This is a genomic window from Luteibacter aegosomaticola, assembly GCF_023078475.1.
GTDB classification, from domain to species: Bacteria; Pseudomonadota; Gammaproteobacteria; order Xanthomonadales; family Rhodanobacteraceae; genus Luteibacter; species Luteibacter aegosomaticola.
The window spans coordinates 585,498-609,536 of the sequence record NZ_CP095741.1; the positions used below are offsets into that span (position 1 = coordinate 585,498).

Genomic DNA, 24,039 nt, shown 5'->3' on the forward strand with positions numbered 1-24,039 from the left:
CATACCACGTTTTTTGCGCTGCGTCAGATCGTGCTGCTGGCGCCCTCGACCGGCTCAGGATCGTTGGCCAGCCCCTGGCGGTGGCGCAGGGACGGGAACCACCACATCCACAGGCCTACGACGACCAGCGTGCCGAGGCCGCCGATCAGGGTGGCATTCACGGCGCCAAGGGCCGCGGCGAGGATGCCGGACTCGAACTCACCCAGCTGGTTCGAGGTGTTGATGAAGATGGCATTCACCGCGCTGACCCGGCCGCGCATGTCATCCGGCGTATCCAGCTGCACCAGGGCGCCGCGGATCACCATGCTGACCATGTCGAAGGCGCCCAGGGCGAAAAGCGCACCCATGGAGAGCCAGATCGACGTGGAGACGGCAAAGACCAGGGTGGCAAGGCCGAAGCCCGCGACCGAGGCAAACATGATCGGGCCGACCCGGCGCTTCAGGCTGTGCGAGGAGAGCCAGATGGACATGAGCAGGGCGCCCACCGCCGGTGCGGCACGGAGCAGGCCGAGGCCCCAGGGGCCCGTGTGCAGGATGTCCTTGGCGAAGATCGGCAGGAGCGCCGTCGCGCCGCCCAGCAGCACGGCGAACAGGTCAAGCGAGATCACGCCCAGCACGGCAGGCCGGCTGCGGATGAAGTGGACCCCGGCGAACAAGGTCTTGAGCGTGGCGGGCTCGCGACGCGGTGGGGCGTGGTCGTAGCGCAGCCGCGACATGAAGACCAGGGCGCCCAGGTAGAGCAGGGCCGAGACGCCGTAAACGACGGCGGGGCCAGCGACATAGAGCAGGCCGCCCAGGGCGGGGCCGGCGATCATGGCCGCCTGGCCCGCAGCGGCGCTGGAGGCGGTGGCCCGGGGCAGGATGGAAAGCGGTACCAGCGCAGGCAACATGGACTGCATGGCCGGGAATTCGAACGCCTTGGCCACGCCGACCACGAAGACCAACCCAAGGATGCCGGCCTCGTTGATGTGTCCGCTAAAGCTGAAAGCCGCCAGCAACGCGATGCCCAGCCACTCCACCATCTGGCAGAGCCGGACGATGCGCCGGCGGTCGAACTGGTCGGCCACGTGCCCGGCGGGCAGCGCCAGCAGTACCGAAGGAATGAACTGGACGAGGCCAATCAGGCCCAGGTCGAGCGCGCGGCCCGTGATGCTGTAGATCTGCCAGCCGACAGCCACCGACATCATCTGGAAGCCGAAGCTGGAGGCGTTCTTGGCGAACCAGAACTGGATGAAGGCGGGGTAGCGGAAGAGGGAGGTTTCGGATGAAGTCGACGACATGGGGCATCCTTGGGGCGTCTGCCGATTTTACGCCCGTTTCGTGGGCCGCCTTGCCAGTGGCGGCATTCGCGCGCCAAGCTACGGCCTTTGTCGCCGGGAATCGCAATATCATGCGCCGCATCGCCGCCCTCATCGCCCTTACCGCGCTGGCCAGCGCGTGCTCGCAGCAGCCCGATTCGCAAGCCGCGCAGCCGCAGGCTGCCGCGACCGACAGCAACGCCGAAGCGGCGAAAAAGCTGGAGATCTACCAGCAGCTCCTAAAGCTGCATAACGACGGCCCCGCGGTGCAGATCGGCCACGAGATCATCGACAAGTATCCGGATTCCCCGGCGGCTACCGAGGTGAAGAAAACCCTCGACCCGATGGAGAAGGCGTTCAAGGAGACGACGGAGACCAACCGTCTCGCCGCGTTGTGGCTTTACCAGGTCTCGCCCATGCAGGGCGGCACGCAAAGTACGGCAACCATCCAGTCCTCGCACCCCACGGGCGAAGAGCAGGTGCGCCTGATCCTGCGCCGGCATACCGATTGGGGGCAGAGCGTGTTTCTCTACGCCGTGGCAGGCAAGGGGTTTGTCTGCAAGGGCGATTGCTCGCTGAAGGCGAGCTTCGATGGCAAGGCGAAGGTCATTAAGGCCTTCCGGCCGCCTACCGGCGAGCCGGCGCTGCTGTTCCGCAACGACGCGCAGTTCCTGAAGGACCTCGCGAAGACGAAGCGGCTCACGATCGATGTGGTGACCGTGTCGCGTGGCGAAACGACGCTGACGTTCGAGACCGGTGGTTTCGATCCGGCGAAGTGGCAAGATCTGCCCAAGAAAAAGAAGTAACCCGTAGGAGCCCACCCTGTGGGCGACGCCTTTCGGTAGGAGCCCACCCTGTGGGCGACGCCTTTCGTACAGCCGCCACAGGGTCTGCAGCTCTTCCGCGAAAGATGTCGCCCACAGGGTGGGCTCCTACCGCAGGGATGTCGCCCACAGGGTGGGCTCCTACGTGCGCGGGGCTTAATGCAGGAACAGCTTCTCGGTAATACGCGTGAGCGGCTTTTCGAGGAAGCTATTCACCCGCGCCGGCAAATCCAGCGGCCGCAGCAACATCTTCACCGTCATCTCTGCCGGGATATGCCGCTTGAGCATGCCTTCCGCCTTCGTGGTCACGCGGCGGAATTCGGCATCGTCGTGCGCCTTCTCCGGGTAGCGCGTGTTGAACACGTGGCGCAGGGCGATGTCGCTGTCTTCGTTCTTGATTTCGCTAAGGCGCTTGACCAGCGTGCGCAGCGTGCTGAACCGGCTGATGCGGTCGCGCTCGCGGTAAATGCGGAACGCCTGGTAGAAGTGCTTGTAGTGCCGCACCTCATCGCTCTTGATGCGATTGGTGAGGTCGCACAGCACGGGCTCGTCGGTCACATCGTTGAGCGCGCGGTACAGGCTGGCAGTACCGGTCTCCACCACGCAACGCGCGGCCAGCTCGAGGCCGCGGTTGGGCTCGAGCTCTTCGGCCGTGCAGACGGAGCCGTAGTGGGCGAAGAAGTTCTTGAAGCCCGTATCCCAATCGAACTCGGGCCAGACATGGCGCACGTAGGCGGCCAGCGCGCGGCCGTGCTGGAGTTCTTCATGCTCCCAGTGGTCGCGCAGCCAGCCCTGGAGTTCATCATCGCCGGCGAAATGGTCGACGAGGTTGTGCGTGTACAGGTCGGAGCCGCTTTCGACGAACGACGAACTGCATAACAGGAAGAAAAGATCTTCGTTTTCCCGAACCTTCGCGACGTCGATCCGCGAGAAGTCCAATGACTCTAGCGTCCATGGCAAGGTGGCAACGTAGCTCACTGCTGGTGGTCCTCGATCGCTGTACCGGGTCGCCCTCTTGGGGGCGTCTGACCGAATTGTGACAAAGCCACGCGAACGTGGCTATGGAATTGGACCAGCCGGGGCTTTCGGGGGACTTACCGGACGACCGTGACGGGGACCCGGGCTTTGGCGAGGACGTCGGTCGAGGTGGATCCCACCAGCCACCGGGCGAGGGCGCCCCGCTCGGTATGCCCGATGACGATGTGGTCGGCGCCGTTCTGGGCGACGTAGGTCAGCAGGGCGTCGCCGGGGCTGCCATGGACGAGCTGGACATCCAGCGTGACGCCGGGATTGGCCTTCAAGCCTTCCAGCTCGGCACGGATCGCGGCCAGCCGGTCGCGGCCGTTATCGGCCATGGCCAGGGCGGCCGTGTCGGCCCCGTTTTCCAGCTGGTAGACCGAGACCACGGAGACCCGGGCCCCGGCGCAGGCGCCGAGTTCCAGGGCGAAAAGGTAAGCGCGGCGGGCGGTTTCCGAGCCGTCATAGCCGACGAGGATGTGCCTGGGCATGCGGGTGCTCCCTGTTTCGTGAGACTGGGGACGATGGTAGGCCGCTGCCTTGTCTGCGGCGAGTGGATTCACGGCCAGTCCACCAAACCGTTTCATTCCTGAACACCCGGAACGCGACTCCGTGTTTCTTCACATTCGTGAGTGGAGAATCCCCCCACCGCAGTTCCCTGCCACCAACACAGTTAGGAGAAATCTTCATGATCAAGCGCATTACGGGTATGGCTGTCCTGGCTCTGGCGGCAGTGGGTGCTTTCGCGGCCCAGCCGGCCCAGGCGGCTGAAGCTGCGACCAAGTGCCACATGACCTTCAGCACCACGGGCTGGGCGGCCATCTACAAGAAGGCCGATGGTCGCGGCCACGTGCGCTGCGATAACGGCCAGAGCGCCGAGGTGATCATCCACGTCCGTGGCGGCGGCCTCACCGCCGGCAAGTTCAGCATCGAAGGCGGCAAGGGCGAATTCACCAACGTCAAGGGCATCAGCGAGATCTACGGCTCGTATGCCAGCGGCGGCGCCAATGCCGGCGTGGTCAAGAGCGCTGAAAGCGCCGCCATGACCAAGGGCGAAGTCTCGCTGGCCGTCAGCGGCACCGGCCGTGGCTTCAACCTCGGCGTGGACCTCAGCAACTTCGAGATCGAGAAGCTGAAGTAAGCGTGGGTTGAAAGAAGAACCGGCCTCGTCCGGTCTGAAAAAAGGGCGCCCCGCCACGGGGCGCCCTTTTTCTTGCACGCGGGCAACCTTCGCCCCGTGGCGAGTACACTCACAGCATCACTTTCGGGAGGTTGTCCCCATGCGCCGTCTGCTTAGCTTCACTGCCCTCTGTCTCGTTTCCCTTGCCAGCTGGGCGGCTTCGCCCGTCGCCGGCGACAAGGCCCCTGATTTCAAGCTGCAGGACCAGAAGGGCGAATGGCACACCCTCGATACCCATAAGGGCCAGTGGCTGGTGCTGTATTTCTACCCGAAGGATTTCACGGCCGGCTGCACCACCGAGGTCTGCACCTATCGCGATGACACGGTGAAGCTGCACCGTGCCGGCGCCGAAGTGCTCGGCGTGAGCCTGGACGACGTGAAGTCGCACGCCGAGTTCGCCGAGAAGTACCACGTGCCGTTCCCGCTGCTCTCCGATGCCGATAGCTCGGTCGCCACGAAGTACGGCGTGCTCACCGACAAGATGGGCATGAAGTACGCCCGCCGCGAAACCTTCCTGATCAGCCCGGACGGCAAGATCGCCAAGGTCTACAAGGACGTGGATCCGGAAAAGAACTCCGGCCAGGTCCTGGCCGACCTCGCCGAGCTCAAGGGTAAGGGCGGCTAAGCGTGTTCGAAGCCAAAAAGGCGCCTAACCGGGCCCGTCCGTTCGCGTTCTTCCGCATCGTGGTGTGGATGGTGATGTTGCTGGCCGCCGTCGGCTTCGTCATCAACGGCTACGCCTCCGTGGTGATCGGGCAGGCGGCTGCCGCCATGTCCAGTGCGGATGCGGCCGACATGAACCCGCGCATCGCCCTGGCCTGGTCGGTGGGGTATGCGCTGGCCGCGTTCGCCACCATGGCGATCGCCCTGGCCACCTTGCGCTGGCGCGAGAAGGCCCGGCGGGCCATGCGCGTGATTGCGCTGGTCCTGGCGGTATGGGCGGCGTGGACGGCCTGGATCGCCTTTGGCCAGTGGCAGCAGCTCGGCGTGGTGCTCGGCCAGGCCGGGCTTCCGGCCGATCTGCTCGCTGCAGGCATGAAACACCGCAACATCCTGTTTATCGGCATGGTGTTGAAGGTGGTCTCGGTGCCTGTACTGGCGTGGCTCTCGTGGGTGCTGGGGACGCTCCGCGTCCGCCAGCAGTTCGCGGCGCCGGCCCTGTGATGGCGCCGGCCGCGGCTCGCCTGCTGGTTCTTGCCGTCGCCGCCTGCTTTGCGGGCGGCGCGGCTGCCCAGGACCTGGGCACCACGTGCAACCTTGCAAGCTCGTATGACCTCACGGTGCGGCCGGACAGCCTGTCGTTCGACCGCGCCGATGTGGCTCCCCGGAACGTGCGCATGCATGACGGCAGCCTCAGCACCGATGGCCGTGCGGTGACCCTCCGCCCCGACGAGCAGGACCGCGTGGCGCTGTTCGAGAGCAACGTGCGGGTGCTGCTGCCGAAGGTGAAGGCCATCGCCAGCGATGGCGTGGATATCGCCGCCCGCGCGGTGCGTCAGGAGGCTGCCACGGCCGCACCGGGCGCGGCCGCCAGTGGTGAGCTCGACCAGGTACTGAATACCCGCGTGGCCGACATCAAGCGGCGGATTGCCTCCAGCCAGAGCACCCGCGACTGGCAGGAAGACGCCATGCGCGAGTACGCGCAGGAAATCGTCTCGGACATCATGCCCCTGCTGACCCAGGACGTGGGCAGCGAGGCGATGCAGCTGGCCATGAATGGCGATCTCCAGGGGGCCGCTGATCTGCGTGACCGCGTAGCGTCGGTGTCGACCGGCGCCCAGGCGCGGGTGGCCGCCAAGGTGACGGCCGCGCTCAAGCCGCGGGTGCAGGCGTTGTGCCCGCAGGTAAGGCAGTTGGGTGAGCTCCAGTCCGGGCTGCGCGATGCGTCCGGCCGCCCCCTACTCCTGCTCGAAACCGGTGGATGACCGGCGGATAACCGCGTATGCCGCCGTTTAGGGGCCGCTAAGTACGGCAGCGCTAACGTTTCACCCATGGAACGCAGCTCGAACCGTGTGGTGAATGGCCTCATCCGCCGAGTCATTGCGGATCGCGACCTCTATCAACAGGCTGCCCGGGGTGTCCGGGAGCCCGGTCTTAAGGCGATTCTTAACGAGTCCGCCGACTCCCTCGCTTCCATTGCCGCCGAGCTCCAGGCTTCCGTCGAAGCGACGGGTGGTCGTCCGGCCCGTGCCGGTGGCCCCCTCAGCGGGGTACGGCGGACCATGATGGAGGCTTCGGTCAAGCTTTCGAGCGACCCGGATGTCACCTATATCCGTACCCTGGAGCACATGGAGCGACGCCTGCTGGAGGTGTTCCTGCGCCTGGAGGCCTCGTCCAGTGATCGCGCGATCATCGGTCGCCATATCGCCCGCCTGCGCCTGCTCCACCTGGACATGACCAACCTTGGCGGCGTCACCGGCCGGTAGCCAACGGCGCCGGAAACGCGATGTGCCTGTCAGGCGGCAAGCCGCCATTCGGCCATGGCCCGTTGCAACGCGATATCCGCCGTGACCCGAACGGGCACGGGTGCGATCAACGTCTCACGATCGGCGAAGAAATTGGCGAACGCAATCGCATCGGCGGCGTCTTCGCGCATGCCAATCTGCGTGCCGTCCCTGAAAATGCCCCAGCCACTATCGACGGTGGCGATGTGGTAATCGACATGGTGCTCATTCATTCGGTGACCCTCTACTGCTCACGTCCATGAGCTTCGGGCGCTGCGAATGACGATGGAATCAGACTAATCTGAAAAATCGCGCGAAGTTTTGAGGTAATTCGTAACCGCCTCGCCGGGTGTCACGCATACGCGGCACGAGCCGGATACGTGCGCTGCATTTGCGCTACTCTCCGCGCTCTTCATGCATTGGGCTCACGGAGGGCAGCCGGATCCATGCTCCTACGAACGATCATCGCTGACGACCACCCCGTGGTTCTCATGGGCACGCGCGCGGCGCTCGAGGCGTGCGATATCGAAGTTATCGGCGAGGCCGCCAATGGCGACCAGTTGCTCGACCTGCTGGCGACACGCCCATGCGATGTCATCGTTACCGACTTCTCCATGCCTGGCGGGCGCCATGGCGATGGCTTGCTGTTGCTGGACACCATCCGTCGCCGCTACCCACGCTTGCCGATCGTCATTCTCACCATGGTGAACAACACGGCCGTGCTGCAGACGATGCATGCGCGCGGCGCCTCATGCCTGTGCGACAAGCGCGCCCCGCTGCGCGAGGTGGCGGTGGCCGTGCGCCACGCCGTCGCGGGCCGCTCGTTCTTCAGCGAGACGATTCGCTATCAGTTCCAGGAAAAATGCGCTGAAGATCCCCTGGCTGACGTGCGTCTTTCCGCCCGGGAAATCGAGGTCGTACGGCTCTACGTGAGCGGCATGTCCATCACCCAGATCGCCGACCGGTTGAGCCGCAGCGTGAAGACGGTGAGCCGGCAGAAGCGCGATGCCATGAGCAAGCTGGGTATCGACCACGACAGCCGGCTCTCCGAGTACGCCCGGGAGCGTGGCCTGGCGTCCTGACCCTGCCGGAAGTCAGGGGGTGACCAACCGCCCATGTAATCCGCGCCGCACGGGCTTAAACCAAGCGTGAGCCGCCGGCATCAGAGCCCGCGACACCCCTGGGGAGAAGGACCATGCGCCATCTGTTTGCGACCGCCGGCCTCGCCGCCACCCTGGCGCTTAGCGCCGGATCGGCCATGGCCGCCAACTTCAGCTTCAGCACCGATACCTGCAAGCACGACTACTCGACGCCCTACGATGTCGACGTCACGGCCGCCGGCCTGAGCTTTCATCGTACGGATGGCACCCCGAACAAGGTTTTCCTCCACGATGGTGCCCTGAAGGTGGATGGGCGCGACGTGGCCGTCTCGTCCCGCGACGCCGAGGCGCTGCGGCGTTACGAAGACGGCGTCCGCAAGCTGATGCCCGAGGTGGCCGACGTATCCCGCCGGGGCGTGGTCCTGGGTTTCGACGCCATGACCACCGTCACCATGACCTTCGCCGAGCCGGATCAGCGCGATGCCATCCTGGCCAAAATCAAGCGAAAGCAGGCCCAGGCCATCAAGGAGATCGACGAAGGCGTCGGCAGCGGCCACTGGTCGTCCGACCGCATGACCGAGACCGTCGCAGGTTCGGTGTCGGATTCGGTGGGCGAACTCGTGGGCTCGGTGACGTCCAGTGCGGTATCCGCCGCGCTCTCGGGCGATAGCACCAAGGTAGCCGCGCTAACCGCGCGCGCCGACGCGCTGGACAAGAGCCTCAACCAGGAAATGGACAAGCGCTCCAAGGAGCTTGAGGCACGGGCGAATGGCATCTGCCCGCGCGTCAACGATCTTGCTGATCTTCAGCAGGGCTGGTCCATTCGCCTTCCCGACGGCAAGCCGCTCGAGCTCATGACGATCAAGCCGAAGGACAGCAGCAAGGAAGGCAAGAAGGTCGCTATGGATTGACCTTGCCGATCCACTCGACCACGTTGCGTACGGTGTCACCGTAAAACGTGCGGTACATCTCTTCGCTGACGTAACCGATGTGCGGCGTGGCCAGCACGTTGGGCAGGCGGCGGAACGGATGGTCGGACGGTAAGGGTTCGGGCTCGTATACATCGACCGCCGCGCCGGCAAGCCGGCCGGTAGTCAGCGCTTCGATCAACGCCGCCTCATCGACGATGGGGCCGCGCGAGGTATTCACCAGGCGTGCCGTGGGCTTCATCAGGGCCAGCTCCTTGCGGCCCACGAGGCCTTCCGTCCGCTCGCTGAGCCTCACATGGATGCTGAGGACATCGGCACGGGCGAACAGCGCATCCTTCTCCACGCGTTCCACGCCATGTTCGGTGGCGTGTTCGCTGGTCAGGTTCTGGCTCCACGCGATCACGTTCATGCCAAAGGCCTGGCCGATGCGGGCGACGGCAGAACCGATCCGGCCCAGCCCGAGGAGGGCCAGGGTCTTGCCCGCGAGCTCCACGCCCATGCCTTGCTGCCAGCCGCCCGCACGCACGGACGCGGTTTCGTTGGCGAGGTTGCGTGCGAGGCCCAGGATAGCGGCCCAGGTGAACTCGATCGTGGGCGTGGAGGCGTAGTTCGTGTTGACGACCTTGATGTTGCGAGCCGCCGCGGCGTCCAGATCGATGGACGCATTGGCACGGCCGGTCGACGCGATGAGGCGAAGGCGGGGCAGGGCGGCGATCAACGTGGCGGTCACTGGCGTGCGCTCGCGCATCACGCACACCACATCGAAGGGTGCGAGGCGCCGCGCCAGCGCGGCCTCATCCGCCACATGGTCGTGAAACACCACGACATCGGCCAGCGCATCAAGCGGGCCCCAATCGGCGCTCTGCCTTGCTACGTGCTGATAGTCATCCAGTACGGCTACGCGGAGTCGCTCGTTCATGTTCCGGCCCTCAACGTTTTGGCTGGATCAAATCCCAGCCGTTCCCGTAGAGATCCTCGAACACGACGACGCTGCCGTAGGGCTCGTGGCGCGGCTCTTCGCGGAACGTGACTCCATGGGCCAGCATGTGCGCGTGATCGCCCGCAAAATCTTCCGTTTCGAGGAACAGGAACACGCGGCCGCCCCCTTGCTTGCCCACGTGGGCGAGCTGTTCATCATTCACCGCCCTGGCCAGTAGCAGGCGCGTGCCTTGCGAGCCGCGCGGCGCCACGGTGACCCAGCGCTTGCCCGCGCCCTGCGGTGTGTCTTCGAGCAATTCGAAGCGCAGGGCCTGCGTGAAGAACGCAATGGCTTCGTCATAATCGCGGACGAGGAAGGCGATGGCGCCAAGTGACGACATGGGGAGGTTTTCCTGAATGAAAAAAGTCATTATGCGCCTTCACAAAGCTAAACGCATTTGGACGGCCAAATGTGATGCCCGTCAAACCGTTCTTGCGAATGCCGGCGTAAGTTGGCGGAGCTGATCACTCTGACGCCAGGCAGTGCCAAAGGGGTGCCCGGATGGGGAGCAGGGAGCTCGGTGGAGATCCAGATCCTTCACTTGGCCCATTAGGGAGTTGGTTGCATGTCTCGCAGGTCTTCAGCATGGCTCGCTTTAGCGAGCCTGACGGCAGGTTGCGCCCTGTCGTTGCCCCTCGTCGCCGCCGATTTCAGTACCTCGGTGAAATCCGCCGCGAATCCCGCCACGCCACGACTCACCACCGCCGTCAGCGGTGCCAGTACGGCTACCCTCGTCGGATCGCGCCCGCGACAGGCCGCCGCGGCTAAAGATGCTGGCGCCGTACCAGCCAGCCAGGCGATCAGCAACATCACCCTCACGCTCAAGCGTGACGATGACCATGAGAAGGCCTTCCGTGCGCTGCTCGCGCGGCAGACCAACCCGGCATCGCCCGATTTCCACCAGTGGCTCACCGGCAAGCAGATCGGCGAGCGCTTCGGGCCTTCCACCCAGGATATCCAGGGCCTGAAGACGTGGCTGCAAGGCCAGGGCCTGACCGTCAACAGCGTGTCGCAAGACCGCATGACGGTGTCGCTGTCCGGTAGCGCGGCTGCCGTGTCCAAGGCGTTCGCCACCGAGATCCACAGCTACACCGCGGATGGGGCACAGCGCTTCGCCAATACCACCGACGCGCGTGTTCCGGCGGCGGTCGCACCGTTGGTGCAGGGCGTGTCGCTGCACAACTTCTTCCCGGTTGCCCAGCACACGCCGATCGCCAAAGCGCGCCTTGATAGCAAGGCCGGCAAGTTCAAGACCGCCGCGGCTGATAATCCCAACTTCACGGTGCCGCCGGGCACGGTCAACACCGCGACGTCGTACGACATGGTGCCGGCCGACTTCAATACCGTGTACAACGTGAATCCGCTCTGGCAGCGCGACACGCCCGTGCGCGGCGCCGGCCAGACCGTGGTGGTGCTCGAGCGCACCAACGTGCAGCCCGACGACGTGGCTCACTTCCGTGCCGCCTTCCTGCCGAACAACGCGGCGGGCACGTTCTCCATCGTTCATCCGACGGGTTCCGGGAGCTCGCCCTGTACGGATCCCGGCCTGAACGGTGATGAAGGTGAAGCCGCGCTTGATGCGCAGTGGGCTGGCGCGGCTGCGCCGGACGCGAACATCGTGCTCGCCTCGTGCGCGGATTCCGGTGCTAGCTTCGGCCCGTTCATCGCGGCCATCCGCCTGCTGGATACGACGACGGACCTGCCGCCGCCGATCTTCAGCCTGAGCTACGGTGCCTGCGAAAGCGCCGATGCTTCCGATGCCTACCTCGCCGACATCATCTGGTCGTCGGCTGCGGCGCAGGGCGTTAGCGTCTACGTGTCGTCGGGTGATGGCGGTTCGACCCAGTGCGACCAGGGCGCGTTGTTCTGGTCGCAGAGCGGCGCGGCGATCAATGGCCTCGCGGCATCCACCTCGGCGGTCGCGATCGGCGGTACGGACTTCAACGACCGCGGTAAGCAGTCGACCTACTGGACCTCGACCAACCTGCCGAAGTACCAGTCGGCGGTGAGCTATATCCCGGAAATGACCTGGAACAACAGCTGCGCCAGCAGCCACCTGTACACGCTGCTCGGTTACCAGGATGGCATCACCGCCTGTAACGATAGCCAGGGCCGTGGACAGGACTTCCTGCAGGTCGGTGGCGCGGGCGGTGGCCCGAGCACGCTGTTCACCCAGCCGGAAGCCCAGATCGGCATCCATGGTTCCACCAACCACACCTCGCGCACCATTCCGGATATCTCGCTGTTCTCGGCCAACGGCCTGTATGGCCATGCGCTGGTGTTCTGCATGTCGGATACCGACAACGGCGGGACGGCTTGCGATTTCCGCGATCCGGACTCGGTGTTCGCCAATTCGGCTGGCGGTACCTCATTCGCCGCACCGGCCATGGCTGGCGTGCAAGCCCTGCTCAACCAGGTGAACGGTGAGCGCATCGGCAACCCGTTGAACGCGTTCTACGGTATCGCTGCGCGCCAGTACGGTACGGTTGGTTCGCCGAACAACGCCGTGCTCACCGCATGCAACGCGAACAACGGCAACACCATCGCCGCCTCGTGCGTGTTCAACAACGTGATCGAAGGCGACATCGTGCAGCCCTGCGGTACAGGTTCGATCAACTGCGATACCGGGAGCAAGCTCAACAACATCGTGGGTATCGTCGAAGGTGGTGATACCACCACGCACACCCTCGTCCCGGCGTGGAAGGCAAACGTGGGTTACAGCATGGCTACGGGTCTCGGCTCGATCAATGCCAGCAACCTCGCCGACGCGGTGAAGACATGGAGTGCTCCGGCCAAGCGGAACTACGCCGCGCCCGCAGACTTCCTCTCGTTGAATAACCTCTTCACCAACGATGGTTACAGCGACTTCGCCTATGTCGATGGCGGCATGCTGCATTCGGTGTCGATGAAGGGCGCGGTAAGCCTGTACGACCAGGCCCAGGCGATCGACCCGTCGCTCACTGTGGTGGGCTATGGCGATGTCGTGCCGGGATTGGATGCGCTCTCGCTGAAGTCCGGCGAACTGTTGCTGCTGGATGGAAACCACAAGCTCAATGTGTGGGTGTCGACCGGTACCGGCGGTTATTACACCTTTGTGGTGAACCGTGATATCCCGGCCACCTGGCAGTTCGTCGGCGTGGGCGTCCATGACGACAGCGGCGTACAGAAGCTGGTGTGGTTCGATACGGCTACGTCGTCCATCGTGTGGTGGGCGCTGGATCTTGATCCGACCACCCAGAACGACATCATCGTGACCGGGCAGTCGTGGCCGAAGCAGGGCATCGCCGGCGGTCATCCGGTGCTGGCTGATGTGGATGGCGATGGTTACACCGATATCGTGTGGACGCGCACCAACTCCACCGGCACCGCCCTGTGGCTGAGCGATCGTCGCGACGGCTTCGTGGAACACGCGCTGCCGGCGCATCCGGCAGGCGCCGTGCTCGTCGGCGTGGGCGATGTGGATGGCAATGGCACCACCGACCTGATCTGGACCGACAGTGCCGGCACCCAGCTCACCTGGTGGAACATGCAGGGCTTCCAGGTCACCGGCCAGCACAGCCAGGCGATCCCGGCAGGTGCGTCGCTCGCAGGCATCGGCGATTACGACGGTGACGGCGTGGCTGACATCCTGTGGCGCGGTGCCAACGGCAGCCTCGTCGACTGGCAAGGCAACGGCAACAGCTTCACCGCTGCCAAGGTAGCCGATGCCTTCGGTACCCCGCTCACGCTGGCCGCAAGCGCCACCGTGCCCGCCAACCGTTTCCAGGGCAGTCACCGCCTGGCTACGAAGTAACGCTATGCGGCCAGGGGCGTATGCCTCTGGCCGTTTTCTCCGAATCCAGCTATCGTCAAATTCAATACACCCGCTACGCCTCTACAGCATTTGTCTGCTGCACGCGCAAATTAGCGGGTTTTTTTATGTTTCATTGGGGCTTGCCCACAAGCCCTTTGAGCAAGCTCTCATGAAACTGTTCGGGCTCCTGCATCTGCGGTGCATGGCCTGCATCCGGGAACTGCACCAACGTGGCTTTCGGGATGGCGGCCACCGCCGCGCGCGCGAGCTCGGGGTAATGCCCCAGCGTTCCCTGGATGGCCGGCGGGGCGAAGTCCTTGCCGATGGCCGTGACGTCCTTATCGCCAATCATCAACAACGTCGGCATCTTCAGCTGGTTGAGTTCGTAGACCACCGGCTGGGTCAGGATCATGTCGTAGAGCAATGCCGAGTTCCAGGCCACGCGCTCACGGCCCGGGCCGCGGTACATGCCGGCCAGCATCTGCACGCTGGGCTCGTAGGCGTCGCGCCATTGCCCTGCGAAATACGTGGCCTTCTCGTAATTGCGGATCCGCTCGTCGGTCGTCTTCAGCTCGCGCTCGTACCACTGGTCGACCGAGATAGGCGGCACGCCCTTGGCGCGCCAGTCCTCCAGGCCGATCGGATCGACCAGTACGAGCTGGTCCACCTGGTCCGGATAGCTAAGGGCGTAGCGGATGCCGAGCATGCCACCCGTGGAGTGGCCCATGACCGTGGCCTTGTCGATGTGCAGCGAGCGGAGCAGGTCGTTGGTGTTGCGCGCCAGCTGGGCGAAGGTGAACTGGTAGGCCTCCGGCTTGCTGGACTTGCAGAAGCCGATCTGGTCGACCGCGATCACGCGGAAGCCCGCCTTCGCGAGGACGCCGATGGTGGGGCCCCAGGTCGCCGAGCAGTAGTTCTTGCCGTGCAGGAGGACGACGGTGCGGCCATTGGCCTTGCCGCCTGCCGCGGGCACGTCCATGTACGCCATCTGCAGATCCTGGCGCTGGGAGCGGAAGGCGAAGCGCTGCACCGGGTAGGGGTAATCGAAGCCCTCGAGTTCCGGGCCGTAGACCGGAGCGGAAGCGGGCCCGTCGGCGGCCGATGCGTTAAAGGTAACGGAGAAGGCAAGGGCGGCCACGGCCGCTGCCGTCATCATCGGGAGGGTGCGGGTCATCACAGGGTGCTGCCGTCTAGGGGATGTCTGATTATCCCTTCCAGGTCTGCCCGCAGCACGTGAACAGCCATCCGGCCGCCTCGCCTGCGCCATAATTTCCTGCGACACTGTATGCAGTAACCGGGGAAACAACCATGTCGATCCAAGGAAAGACCCGCCGTATTCGCGGCGGATTCGTCGTGTGCGTCCTGCTTGCCGTCATCGCTGTCACCAGCGGCTGCGGCAAGAACGAAGGTGACAAGCCCGAACTTCAGGGCGCTGCCGCCAGCAAGGCCAACGCAGTACCTACTGACCGCCTCGTCATCATGTCGGCGGCCAGCCGCTATCAGGACAACCAGTCGCAACTGGTCCTGAAGTTCAACGAGAAGCTCGCGTCGTCGCAGGAGTTCGACTCCCGCATCGATGTCGTCGACAAGGACGGCGCGCCGGTGAAGGGCAGCTGGCAGCTCGAGGATGACCAGCAGACGCTGGTGTTCCCGTATGTGCAGGCCAACCAGCACTACGGTGTCACCGTGCACCCCTCGCTGCTCGCCGCCAGTGGCCACGCCCTGAGCGCCGATGAGCGCAAGGATGTGTTCTCCGGCGACCTGCCACCCGCGCTGGGCTTCGCCTCGCACGGCAGCGTGCTGCCCGCACGCGGCGCACGTGGCCTGCCGGTGGTCTCCATGAACGTGGAAGACGCCAATATTGAGTTCTTCCGCATCCATGACGATGCGCTGTCGAAGCTCTTCTGCAGCTACCCCGGCCAGAAGCGTCGCGGCGACTATGAGCTCGACCACGATCCGTACAACTACGAACACTGCAACGACGGTGACCAGACGCCCGAGGCGCTGACCCGCATCGCCGATTCGGTCTACGCGAACCACTACACCCTGAAGGGTGAGCCGAACGCGCGCACCGTCAGCTACATCCCCGTGCAGGACATCGCCCAGCTGAAGCAGCCGGGCGTGTACATGGCGGTGCTCCGCCGTGGCGGCGTGTTCCGCGATGAGTACGACACCGCCACGTTCTTCGTGAGCGATATCGGCCTGCACCTGCGCGTGTACAAGGACAACGCGCTGCTGCACGTGGCCTCGCTGGAAGGCGGCACGCCGATTTCGGGCGTCGATATCGATATCACCGACGAAACAGGCGCCTCGAAGCTGCACGCCAAGTCCGACAAGGACGGCAACGCGCTGCTGGCGTACAAGCCCGACCGCAATGACGTGCTGATCGCCCGCCACGACAAGGACGTGTCGGTGCTGCCGTTCAACCGCCCGGCGCTCGACGTCTCCAACTTCGATGTCAGCGGCCGCCGCCAGGCGCCGTTCGAGGTGTATGCGTGGTCCGGTCGCGATCTTTACCGTCCGGGTGAAGACATGCGCGTCTCCGCGCTGCTCCGCGACTACGACGGCAAGGCCATGAAGGCCCAGCCCGTCTACGTGCGCTTGAAGCAGCCGGATGGCCGTGCCCTGGCCGATACGAAGATCGAACCGCGCGACCTCAACTATTTCGAGCTGAAGCAGACCCTGCCCGCGGATGCGGCCACGGGCCTGTGGCAGCTCGAGTTCCGCCTGGACCCGGCCAGCAAGGAATCCGTGCAGGCCTTCCCGTTCCACGTGGAAGAGTTCCTGCCCGAGCGCCTCAAGGTCACCCTGGACGCGCAGCAGGCGCGCGTCATGGCGGGCGAAGCGCTGAACATGTCGGTGGCCTCGAGCTACCTGTTCGGTGCGCCGGCCTCGGATAACCGCTTCACCGCACGCCTGTTCGTGAAGCCAGAGCAGCACCCGGTCGCGGCGATGAAGGACACCTTCTTCGGTGACCCGCTCGCGCCCAGCAGCACGCCCAGCGAAGATGCGGTGGACGTCCACCTGGACGAGAAGGGCGAGACCACGCAGGAGCTCGCCATGCCGAGCGACCTGCCGGCCACGACGCCTTACGCGATGGTGGTCTCGGGCAGCGTCTACGAATCCGGCGGCCGCGCGGTGACCCGCGTGCTGAACCGCACCTTCTGGCCCGCGCCGGAGCTGGTGGGCGTGCGCCCGCTGTTCGATCCGAAGCAGGGTGCGGAGAGCGAGGCGAACGCCTCGTTCGAAATCGTCCGCGCGAATGTGGACGGCAAGCTCGTCGCCGGCCAGCACCTCAAGGTGCGCCTGCAGCGCGAAGTGCGCGACTTCTACTGGATGTACGAGCACGGCGACGACTGGAAATCCAACCAGAATGTCTCCCTGCAGCTGATTGAAGAGCGTGACATCGATGTGGCCGCAGGCCAGCGGGCCAAGGTGGATTTCCCCGTGGAATGGGGTGGCTACCGCCTCGAGGTCTACGACCCGGCCACCAAGCTCACCACGAACTTCCCGTTCTTCGCCGGCTACAGCTGGGAAGACCAGAACCTGGGTAAGGAAGCCCGCCCGGACAAGGTGAAGCTTGCCCTGGACAAGGCCCGCTACCGCACCGGCGATACGCTGAAGGTGACCGTGACGCCGCCGCAGCCGGGCCCGGGCGTCCTGCTCGTCGAAAGCGACCATCTGCTTTACACCAAGGACATCGACGCCAAGGCTGGCAGCACCTTCGAGATCCCGGTCACGGCCGATTGGGAGCGCCACGACGTCCACGTCGTCGCGCTGGTGTTCCGTGGTGGCAAGGCCACGGACAAGACCACACCCGCACGTGCCATGGGTATCGAGCACGTCACGATGGACCGTAACGACCGCCAGCTGCCGCTGACGCTGCAGGCCCCGGCCACGATGCGTCCGGGCCAGCCGCTCGCCGTTACCGTGCATGCCGATGGCATCGCAGGGCAGAAGGGCTTCGTCACGCTGGCTGCCGTGGACCAGGGCGTACTCAACATCACCAACTACCCGGTGCCCGATGCGTGGGCATGGATGTTCGCCCCGCGCGCCATGGTCATCGATGCGTATGACCTGTACAGCCGCGTGATCGAAGCCATGGATGGTGCGGTCGCCAAGGTGCGCTACGGTGGTGACATGTCCGGCGATGGCTTGCCGCATGCACAGCGCCCGAATCCGAAGATCAAGATCGTCGATCTCTTCGCCGGCCCCGTGCAGTTCGATGCCAGCGGCAATGCGAAGGTCAGCGTCGATGTGCCGGACTTCAACGGTACCCTGCGCGTCTCCGCGCTCGCCTTCACCGACCAGCGTTTCGGCCATGCCGACGGCTCGGTGGTGGTGCGCGCGCCGCTCGTGGTCGAGCCCGGCATGCCGCGCGTGATGGCGGGCGGTGACAAGGCCCGCATCACGGTCGATCTGAAGAACATGTCCGGCAAGGATGGCGTGGCCAAGGTCACGGTGAAGACCGATGGCCTGGTCCATGTGGACAACGCGACCCAGCAGGCCAACCTGAAGAATGGCGCAGGCACGGTGCTGACGATGCCCGTGACCGCTTCGGCGGGCGTCGGCGTGGCCACGGTGGATATCCATGCGGAGCTCAACGACTTCGCGGTCGATCGCCACTTCGAATTCACCGTGCGCAGCGGCTGGCCCGAAGACGTGCAGACCGTGCCCATGGCGATCGAAGGCGGCAAGGCCACGAAGATCGACGGCAACCTGGCCGGCCAGTACGCGCCTTCCACGGTCAATGCCCGCGTGACGCTGAGCACGCTGCCGCCGCTGCCCTATAACAAGGCGCTGCGTGACCTGGTGAAGTACCCGTACGGCTGCATCGAGCAGACCACCAGCAAGGGCTTCGCGGCGCTGTTCATGGACGACGCAACGGGCAAGGCGCTCGGTGTGGCCGGCCTGAGTCCGGCGGCCCGCCAGTCGGCCGTGGAGTCGGCGCTGGCACGCATCGCTTCGTTCCAGGCCGACAAGGGTCACTTCAGCTTCTGGGGCGGCACCAGCCCGATCCAGACGTTCATGACGCCGTACGTCGTGGACTTCATGCTGGATGCCCGCGACGCTGGCTTCGTCGTCCCGCAGGAAGTGCTGCAGAAGGCGCTGAAAGCACTGAACGACGACCTGCTCGCCGGTGGCCACCCGTACTACGGCTACGAGCAGCACGACCACATGCGTATCGCCGATGAGGCCTACAGCGGCTTCGTGCTGGCCCGCGTGAACCGTGCCCCGCTCGGCACGCTGCGTACGCTGTACGACAACGAGCGCAGCAAGCTGGTCGGTCCGCTGCCGCTGGTCCACCTCGGTATCGCCCTCAAGCTCATGGGCGATGAAGAGCGTGGCCGCAAGGCGGTGGACGAAGCCTTCGCCTGGTCGAAGGAGCGTCCGTGGTACGTGGGCGACTACGGCTCCGACCTGCGCGACCTGGGCCAGATGGTGGCACTGACCCATGCCTTTGGCATGAGCAAGCCGGAATACGACGCCAAGCTCGTCGACTGGGCGCGTAACGCGACCAACCGTGCGCGTGGTGCGGAAGAAAAGACCCCGTACTACCACTGGTCGTGGTCCTACCTCAGCACGCAGGAGCAAGTAGCGATCGCTCGTGTCGCCCACACCTTCGATGCCGGCGGCGGACGCCCGCTGAACGTATCGCTGCAGGTGGGTGGCGCATCGGAAAGCGCCCCCGCTGGAAAGACGATGTGGGTGCGTGACCTCACCTCGGCGGAAGCCGCCGGTGGCGTCACCGTGCAGCCGGGTAGCGAAGACACCGTGTTCGCCACGCTCGATATCGCCGGCATCCCGCTCAAGGCACCGGCGGCTGATCCGAGCCAGGTGGATGTGCGCCGCGCGTGGTTCACGACAGACGGCAAGGCCTGGGACGGCGACAAGCTCAAGGAAGGCGACACGCTGATTGCCGAGCTCACGATCGAAGCACGCCAGGACATGCCCGACGCGCTGGTGACCGACCTCGTGCCGGGCGGCCTCGAAGTGGAGAACCTCAACCTCGGTGGCGCACGCCAGTGGGAAGGCACCGTGATCGACGGGATCGACCTCGCCGAGCACGCGTCGGCCGACGATGCCGAGCACGAGGAATACCGCGACGATCGCTATGCCGCTGCGGTGAAGCTGCGCCGTGGTGAAGCGATCAAGCTGTTCTACATCGTGCGCGCAGTGACCCCGGGTACGTATGTGGTGCCGCCGCCGCTGGTCGAAGACATGTATCGCCCGGCGATCCGTGGCGTCGGCAAGGGCGTGCCAGCTTCGATCACGGTGGTCGAACCGTGAAACTCGCAAGGGCCCGGCGTTTAGGCCGGGCCGCTCTCCTGATCCTCACCGCCGTCGTGATCCTGGCGGTGGTGCTGGACAGGATCTTTCCGCTGAAGCTGCCAGCGCCTAGCGCGCTGAGCAGCGTGGTCGTGGCACGCGATGGCACACCGCTTCGCGCCTTCGCTGATAGTGATGGCGTGTGGCGCTACCAGATTACGGCGAAGCAGGTGTCGCCGCTGTACCTGCAAGCGTTGCTTACCTACGAAGACCGCTGGTTCTGGCGGCATCCCGGTGTGAATCCCTGGGCGCTGCTGCGTGGTGCCGTGGGTGGTGCCCTTCATGGGCGTGTCGTTTCGGGTGGCTCTACGCTGACCATGCAGGTGGCGCGCAGCATCATGCCGATCCCGCACACGGTGGGCGGCAAGGTGGTGCAGATTTTCCGGGCGTTGCAGCTCGAAGCGCACCTGAGCAAGGCGCAGATCCTCGATCTCTATCTCAACCACGCGCCTTTCGGTGGGCCGATCGAAGGCGTGGAAGCGGCATCGTGGGCGTATCTCGGCAAGCCTGCCTCGCGGCTGTCGCATGCCGAAGCGGCGTTGCTTGCCGTGCTGCCGCAATCGCCGAGTCGCCTGCGCCCTGATCGTCACGCTGAGGCAGCTCGCGTTGCGCGCGACAAGGTGATCAAGCGCATGCAATCGCTGGGCGTGTGGAGCCCGGCCGAAGCGAAGGATGCGGCTATCGAACAGGTGGTGGCCCGCTCGCTGCGCTCGCCGCTGGATGCGGCATTGTTGGCCGAGCGCTTGCATGCTGCTTCACCGGACAAGCGCCGTATCACCACCACCATTGATGCCCCGCTGCAACGAGCGGTGGAAGATCGCGTGGCATCGTATCTGTCGCGGCTTCCGCCACGTACATCGGCCGCCGTGCTCGTGGTCGATAACGCGACGCACGAAGCGCGGGTATACGTGGGTACCGCCGCGTTCGCGGACCCGATCCGACTGGGCCACGTAGACATGGTGCGAGCGTGGCGTTCGCCAGGCTCGACGCTCAAGCCATTCCTTTACGGCCTGGCATTCGACGATGGCACCGTGGGTTCCGCCAGCCTGTTGGTCGATGGACCGGAAGACTTTGATGGCTACCGTCCCGCCAATTTCGACGAGCGCTTCCATGGGCCGGTGAGCGTGGCCGAAGCTTTGCAGCGCTCGTTGAACGTGCCGGCCGTCGACATGCTCGACCACGTCGGGCCGACGCGCTTCACCGCGCGCCTTGCCGCCGGCGGCCTCAATCTGCGCTTGCCCGATGGCGCTACGCCGAATCTCTCGGTGATCCTTGGTGGCACGGCGGCACGCCTCGAGGATCTCGTGGGCGCGTACACTGCCTTCGCGAACCGTGGCGTCGCAGGCGCCGTTCGCTACACGCCTGACGATCCGCAACGTGAGCGCCGCATGCTTTCGCCCGGCGCGGCATGGATCATCCGCGACATCCTCTCCAACAATCCGGCGGACGTCGAAGGTGCCCCCATCCAGGGTAGTGCCAGCACGCGCCGTCCCCTCGCCTGGAAGACGGGCACCAGTTACGGCTATCGCGATGCATGGGCTGTCGGGGTGAATGACGACTGGACGCTTGGCGTGTGGATCGGCCGACCCGACGGCACGCCATCACCCGGCCAGTACGGCGCGGTGACAGCGCTGCCGTTGTTGTTCGCGCTGGACACCATGTTGCCGGTGACCCACAGCGGTCGGTTCGATGCACGCCCGGCCAGTGTCCGCGCCGTGGATATCTGCTGGCCGTTGGGCGGTGTGGTCGGAAAGACAGCGCCCGCCGATTGCCGCCGTCGTGTCTCGGGGTGGTCGCTGGAAGGCGCGGTGCCACCGACGCTCGCGGAACGTGGCGTCACGGCGTGGGCAAGCGGGTTGGTGACGCTACGTGTCGATACGCACGGCCGCCGACTCAGTGGCACGTGCCAGCCGCAGGTGACCGCCACGCGCCAGGTCGCGCGTTGGCCCGCGCTTGCCACGCCGTGGCTCTCGCAGGACGACCTCGCCGCCAGCGCGCTACCGCCGCTAGCGCCGGGCTGCGCCCCCGACTCGCTCGACGCCGTCGGCCCCATCCGCATCGCCGGTCTTGCTGACCAGACGACGTTACGTCAGCCGGCCAACGCCACTCGCCCGCTCCATGCCACGCTCAGTGCTGTGGGTACGACGCGCAATGTGGCGTGGCTGCTCGATGGGCGCTGGCAAGCGGATACCGTCGGCGACGCTCCAGTTCAGATCGCGCTGGATGCCCCCGGGACGCATCAGGTCACAGCGGTCGCCGCCGATGGGCCGTTTGCCCGGATTACGGTGAACGTGTTGCCGCCGCCGCGGTGATCGTCTTCACCACCTCAAGCACCGCATCAATTACCGCGGCGGGATGCTCATCCTGAATATAGTGGTGGCTATCGAGAACAAGGATGTTTTTTCCACGCGTACTACGAGTAGCCAGCTCGTCGTTCAGATGCTTCCAGGCAGCGGCAATCTTTTCCTGAGTGGCGACAGGCAGGTCGGTCTGTTCGCTCAGGCCAGAGGTGAGAACGATCAGCGGCGTGTCGCCGAAGTTCGGATTGGCACGCTGCAGCGCGATTTCACCGCCGGACATGCCATGTTCCTTGGTGGGATACGTGTCGAGCATCGCGGTAAGCAAAGCTTCCTGCTCCGTCGGGCGGGCGAGCTGCGCGTTCAACACCGCGTGCCTACCGGCATCCGGGTTCGGTGAGCTATCCAGGCAGGAGGCTTCGTCTTCCCTTGAGGGATGTGCCAGCTGGCCGGCCTTCGCCTTGGCAAGACAGCGCCTCGCCGTTTCCACATCCCGCTCGTCCGAGGCATACCACGCCTTGCGCTGCGCAGGTGTCAGTAGCGCAGCGGCGACCTTGTCCGCGCCTACGGTAAACGGATCGATCAGAACCATGCCGGCGACATCACCGGGGTAGGTGGCGGCATAGAGCGGCACGTAGAGGCCACCATCGGAATGCCCGACGAGGATGACGGCCTCATGCGGGCTGATGGCCTCGATCAAGCGATGGAGGTCTGCGACGACATTCACGGCGGTTGCTGGTCGACTCGTCGGATCGCTGAAGCCGATGCCAGCACGGTCGTAGGTGCAGGTGCGTGTCGTGGCCGCGATAGCGGGCTGCACCGAACGGAAGCTCGCGCTGTCGTCGCCACCACCTGCTTCGAAGATGACGGTCGGCGAGCCGCTGCCCATGCAGAAGACGTTGAGCTTGCGGCCGTGATCCACATCGACGAGCCAGTGCGCGTGGGTGAATTCGCTAAGCGGCACGGCCGAGAGTTGTTTGTTCTCGGCGTGGACGAGGTTGGTGACGCATGCCACGGCGGCGAAAAGCAGATGATGAGTCTTCATGGCGCCCTTTCTTCCCTGAACGTGAGAGCGTAGCGCATGTCGTTCCCTCAAGAACTTTCGCCCGGTCACGGTGCCCGCTAACGTTTAGGTCCTCGACGCGAACACATCCTTTACGACAGGCAGTGCCGACATCACGGCAGGCCAGCCGGTATAGAACGCGATATGCGTGAACACCTCTGAGGCTTCGGCCTTCGTCAGGCCATTATCCATCGCGCGGTTGAGGTGGAAGGTGATCTGCGCCACCTGCGTGGTGGCCGTCAGCGCGCTGACCGTGACCAGGCTGCGATCGCGCGGGGCAAGGCCGGGGCGAAGCCAGAGATCCCGGAACAGGAAATCGGTGGTGTACTTCACGACGCCGGGCGCGACCTCCCTGAAGAGGCCTTGCACGGTCGTGGCCCGTTTCGATTCATTCACCTCATCAAGCGGAAGCAGTGTTGGCGAGGCGGCAGGAAGTGCGTCCTGGTCGACACCTCGCGCGTCGAAGACTGCTTTCAGTGGCGCGACAGCCGCGAGCGCATTGCCCCAGCCGGTATAGAACGCCAGGTGTGTCACGATTTCTGAGAGCTCCCCTGGGGTCACTCCGTTATCGAGTGCCTTCTCAAAGTAAGCGCGCTGCAGGGTGGTCTGGGCTTTGGCGACGAGTGCCGCCACAGTGACTATGCAACGATCGCGCGTCGACAGCTCCGGGCGTGCCCATACCTCACCTACGAGGCCCTCGGTGGTGTAGCGCGCTAGCGCCGGCGATACGGCGCGAATCTCGTCCATGGAGGGCGCAGACGAAACGTTGGACGTAGACATGGAGA

The 24,039-nt window shown here is 65.1% G+C and carries 20 protein-coding genes; 11 read left to right on the forward strand and 9 right to left on the reverse strand.

Features of this window, described 5'->3' with window-relative positions:
- Positions 1-23: 23 nt before the first annotated feature.
- Positions 24-1,280, reverse strand: a complete 1,257-nt coding sequence (locus L2Y96_RS02560; RefSeq protein ID WP_247331708.1) for an MFS transporter — start codon at positions 1,278-1,280, stop codon at positions 24-26.
- A 110-nt stretch (positions 1,281-1,390) separates the two neighbouring features.
- On the opposite strand from L2Y96_RS02560, the gene L2Y96_RS02565 reads away from it, so the two are divergent.
- Positions 1,391-2,104 carry a hypothetical protein gene (locus L2Y96_RS02565; protein ID WP_247331710.1) on the forward strand — a complete coding sequence of 238 codons (714 nt, stop codon included), beginning with the start codon at positions 1,391-1,393 and terminating at the stop codon, positions 2,102-2,104.
- A 174-nt stretch (positions 2,105-2,278) separates the two neighbouring features.
- On the opposite strand, the gene L2Y96_RS02570 is transcribed toward L2Y96_RS02565, so the two are convergent.
- Together L2Y96_RS02570 and L2Y96_RS02575 are read right to left on the reverse strand one after the other, a co-directional pair.
- Positions 2,279-3,100, reverse strand: a complete 822-nt coding sequence (locus L2Y96_RS02570; RefSeq protein WP_247331712.1) for a ferritin-like domain-containing protein — start codon at positions 3,098-3,100, stop codon at positions 2,279-2,281.
- Positions 3,101-3,216: 116 nt separating this feature from the next.
- Entirely contained in the window at positions 3,217-3,630 is a 414-nt protein-coding gene (locus L2Y96_RS02575) for a universal stress protein (protein ID WP_247331714.1), read from the reverse strand.
- A 197-nt stretch (positions 3,631-3,827) separates the two neighbouring features.
- On the opposite strand from L2Y96_RS02575, the gene L2Y96_RS02580 reads away from it, so the two are divergent.
- The 5 genes from L2Y96_RS02580 (at position 3,828) to L2Y96_RS02600 (ending at position 6,745) form a co-directional block, all read left to right on the forward strand.
- Entirely contained in the window at positions 3,828-4,280 is a 453-nt protein-coding gene (locus L2Y96_RS02580) for a hypothetical protein (RefSeq protein WP_247331716.1), read from the forward strand.
- A 139-nt stretch (positions 4,281-4,419) separates the two neighbouring features.
- The gene (locus L2Y96_RS02585; RefSeq protein ID WP_247331717.1) at positions 4,420-4,944 is read left to right on the forward strand and encodes a peroxiredoxin; all 525 of its coding nucleotides are present in this window, start codon (positions 4,420-4,422) and stop codon (positions 4,942-4,944) included.
- Positions 4,945-4,946: 2 nt separating this feature from the next.
- Complete coding sequence (locus tag L2Y96_RS02590; RefSeq protein WP_247331719.1) at positions 4,947-5,483, forward strand: hypothetical protein; 537 nt, start codon at positions 4,947-4,949, stop codon at positions 5,481-5,483.
- Positions 5,483-6,244 (forward strand): DUF2884 family protein, encoded by a 762-nt coding sequence (locus tag L2Y96_RS02595; RefSeq protein ID WP_247331720.1) that lies wholly within the window; start codon positions 5,483-5,485, stop codon positions 6,242-6,244. The genes L2Y96_RS02590 and L2Y96_RS02595 overlap by 1 nt, the downstream gene beginning before the upstream one ends.
- Positions 6,245-6,310: 66 nt before the next feature.
- Positions 6,311-6,745, forward strand: coding sequence for a PA2169 family four-helix-bundle protein (locus tag L2Y96_RS02600; RefSeq protein WP_247331722.1), 435 nt, complete (start codon positions 6,311-6,313; stop codon positions 6,743-6,745).
- A 29-nt stretch (positions 6,746-6,774) separates the two neighbouring features.
- Here the strand turns inward: L2Y96_RS02600 and L2Y96_RS02605 are convergent, their stop codons facing one another.
- A complete protein-coding gene (locus L2Y96_RS02605) occupies positions 6,775-6,996 on the reverse strand; it encodes a hypothetical protein (RefSeq protein ID WP_247331724.1) in 222 nt (73 codons plus the stop codon).
- A gap of 213 nt (positions 6,997-7,209) precedes the next feature.
- On the opposite strand from L2Y96_RS02605, the gene L2Y96_RS02610 reads away from it, so the two are divergent.
- Both L2Y96_RS02610 and L2Y96_RS02615 read left to right on the forward strand, forming a co-directional pair.
- Entirely contained in the window at positions 7,210-7,845 is a 636-nt protein-coding gene (locus L2Y96_RS02610) for a response regulator (protein WP_247331726.1), read from the forward strand.
- Between the two features lie 113 nt (positions 7,846-7,958).
- On the forward strand, positions 7,959-8,774 hold the full coding sequence (locus L2Y96_RS02615) for a DUF2884 family protein (RefSeq protein WP_247331727.1): 816 nt from the start codon (positions 7,959-7,961) through the stop codon (positions 8,772-8,774).
- Here the strand turns inward: L2Y96_RS02615 and L2Y96_RS02620 are convergent.
- Both L2Y96_RS02620 and L2Y96_RS02625 read right to left on the reverse strand, forming a co-directional pair.
- The gene (locus tag L2Y96_RS02620; RefSeq protein ID WP_247331729.1) at positions 8,764-9,711 is read right to left on the reverse strand and encodes a D-2-hydroxyacid dehydrogenase family protein; all 948 of its coding nucleotides are present in this window, start codon (positions 9,709-9,711) and stop codon (positions 8,764-8,766) included. The two genes, L2Y96_RS02615 and L2Y96_RS02620, sit on opposite strands and share 11 nt — an antisense overlap.
- Positions 9,712-9,721: 10 nt before the next feature.
- Complete coding sequence (locus tag L2Y96_RS02625) at positions 9,722-10,111, reverse strand: VOC family protein (protein WP_247331731.1); 390 nt, start codon at positions 10,109-10,111, stop codon at positions 9,722-9,724.
- A gap of 225 nt (positions 10,112-10,336) precedes the next feature.
- Here L2Y96_RS02625 and L2Y96_RS02630 point away from each other — a divergent pair, with 225 nt between their 5' ends.
- On the forward strand, positions 10,337-13,564 hold the full coding sequence (locus L2Y96_RS02630) for a protease pro-enzyme activation domain-containing protein (RefSeq protein WP_247331733.1): 3,228 nt from the start codon (positions 10,337-10,339) through the stop codon (positions 13,562-13,564).
- A 130-nt stretch (positions 13,565-13,694) separates the two neighbouring features.
- Here the strand turns inward: L2Y96_RS02630 and L2Y96_RS02635 are convergent, their stop codons facing one another.
- Complete coding sequence (locus tag L2Y96_RS02635; protein ID WP_247331743.1) at positions 13,695-14,738, reverse strand: alpha/beta fold hydrolase; 1,044 nt, start codon at positions 14,736-14,738, stop codon at positions 13,695-13,697.
- A gap of 134 nt (positions 14,739-14,872) precedes the next feature.
- Between L2Y96_RS02635 and L2Y96_RS02640 the strand changes: the two genes are divergently transcribed.
- Together L2Y96_RS02640 and pbpC are read left to right on the forward strand one after the other, a co-directional pair.
- On the forward strand, positions 14,873-19,855 hold the full coding sequence (locus tag L2Y96_RS02640) for an alpha-2-macroglobulin family protein (RefSeq protein ID WP_247331745.1): 4,983 nt from the start codon (positions 14,873-14,875) through the stop codon (positions 19,853-19,855).
- Positions 19,852-22,206 (forward strand): penicillin-binding protein 1C, encoded by a 2,355-nt coding sequence (pbpC, locus tag L2Y96_RS02645; RefSeq protein ID WP_425492519.1) that lies wholly within the window; start codon positions 19,852-19,854, stop codon positions 22,204-22,206. The genes L2Y96_RS02640 and pbpC overlap by 4 nt, the downstream gene beginning before the upstream one ends.
- On the opposite strand, the gene L2Y96_RS02650 is transcribed toward pbpC, so the two are convergent.
- Both L2Y96_RS02650 and L2Y96_RS02655 read right to left on the reverse strand, forming a co-directional pair.
- Positions 22,175-23,236 (reverse strand): alpha/beta fold hydrolase, encoded by a 1,062-nt coding sequence (locus L2Y96_RS02650; protein ID WP_247331747.1) that lies wholly within the window; start codon positions 23,234-23,236, stop codon positions 22,175-22,177. The genes pbpC and L2Y96_RS02650 overlap by 32 nt on opposite strands.
- An 84-nt stretch (positions 23,237-23,320) precedes the next feature.
- Positions 23,321-24,034 (reverse strand): carboxymuconolactone decarboxylase family protein, encoded by a 714-nt coding sequence (locus L2Y96_RS02655; protein ID WP_247331749.1) that lies wholly within the window; start codon positions 24,032-24,034, stop codon positions 23,321-23,323.
- Positions 24,035-24,039 lie beyond the last annotated feature (5 nt).

What these genes read in the sequence shown, in the direction of transcription:
- L2Y96_RS02635 (WP_247331743.1), bottom strand. Translation starts at nt 14,738, where the DNA reads ATGACCCGCACCCTCCCGATGATGACGGCAGCGGCCGTGGCCGCCCTT.
- L2Y96_RS02580 (WP_247331716.1), top strand. Translation starts at nt 3,828, where the DNA reads ATGATCAAGCGCATTACGGGTATGGCTGTCCTGGCTCTGGCGGCAGTG.
- L2Y96_RS02650 (WP_247331747.1), bottom strand. Translation starts at nt 23,236, where the DNA reads ATGAAGACTCATCATCTGCTTTTCGCCGCCGTGGCATGCGTCACCAAC.
- L2Y96_RS02640 (WP_247331745.1), top strand. Translation starts at nt 14,873, where the DNA reads ATGTCGATCCAAGGAAAGACCCGCCGTATTCGCGGCGGATTCGTCGTG.
- L2Y96_RS02575 (WP_247331714.1), bottom strand. Translation starts at nt 3,630, where the DNA reads ATGCCCAGGCACATCCTCGTCGGCTATGACGGCTCGGAAACCGCCCGC.
- L2Y96_RS02610 (WP_247331726.1), top strand. Translation starts at nt 7,210, where the DNA reads ATGCTCCTACGAACGATCATCGCTGACGACCACCCCGTGGTTCTCATG.
- L2Y96_RS02625 (WP_247331731.1), bottom strand. Translation starts at nt 10,111, where the DNA reads ATGTCGTCACTTGGCGCCATCGCCTTCCTCGTCCGCGATTATGACGAA.
- L2Y96_RS02595 (WP_247331720.1), top strand. Translation starts at nt 5,483, where the DNA reads ATGGCGCCGGCCGCGGCTCGCCTGCTGGTTCTTGCCGTCGCCGCCTGC.
- L2Y96_RS02620 (WP_247331729.1), bottom strand. Translation starts at nt 9,711, where the DNA reads ATGAACGAGCGACTCCGCGTAGCCGTACTGGATGACTATCAGCACGTA.
- L2Y96_RS02560 (WP_247331708.1), bottom strand. Translation starts at nt 1,280, where the DNA reads ATGTCGTCGACTTCATCCGAAACCTCCCTCTTCCGCTACCCCGCCTTC.
- L2Y96_RS02655 (WP_247331749.1), bottom strand. Translation starts at nt 24,034, where the DNA reads ATGTCTACGTCCAACGTTTCGTCTGCGCCCTCCATGGACGAGATTCGC.
- L2Y96_RS02585 (WP_247331717.1), top strand. Translation starts at nt 4,420, where the DNA reads ATGCGCCGTCTGCTTAGCTTCACTGCCCTCTGTCTCGTTTCCCTTGCC.
- L2Y96_RS02605 (WP_247331724.1), bottom strand. Translation starts at nt 6,996, where the DNA reads ATGAATGAGCACCATGTCGATTACCACATCGCCACCGTCGATAGTGGC.
- L2Y96_RS02630 (WP_247331733.1), top strand. Translation starts at nt 10,337, where the DNA reads ATGTCTCGCAGGTCTTCAGCATGGCTCGCTTTAGCGAGCCTGACGGCA.
- L2Y96_RS02600 (WP_247331722.1), top strand. Translation starts at nt 6,311, where the DNA reads ATGGAACGCAGCTCGAACCGTGTGGTGAATGGCCTCATCCGCCGAGTC.
- L2Y96_RS02565 (WP_247331710.1), top strand. Translation starts at nt 1,391, where the DNA reads ATGCGCCGCATCGCCGCCCTCATCGCCCTTACCGCGCTGGCCAGCGCG.
- L2Y96_RS02615 (WP_247331727.1), top strand. Translation starts at nt 7,959, where the DNA reads ATGCGCCATCTGTTTGCGACCGCCGGCCTCGCCGCCACCCTGGCGCTT.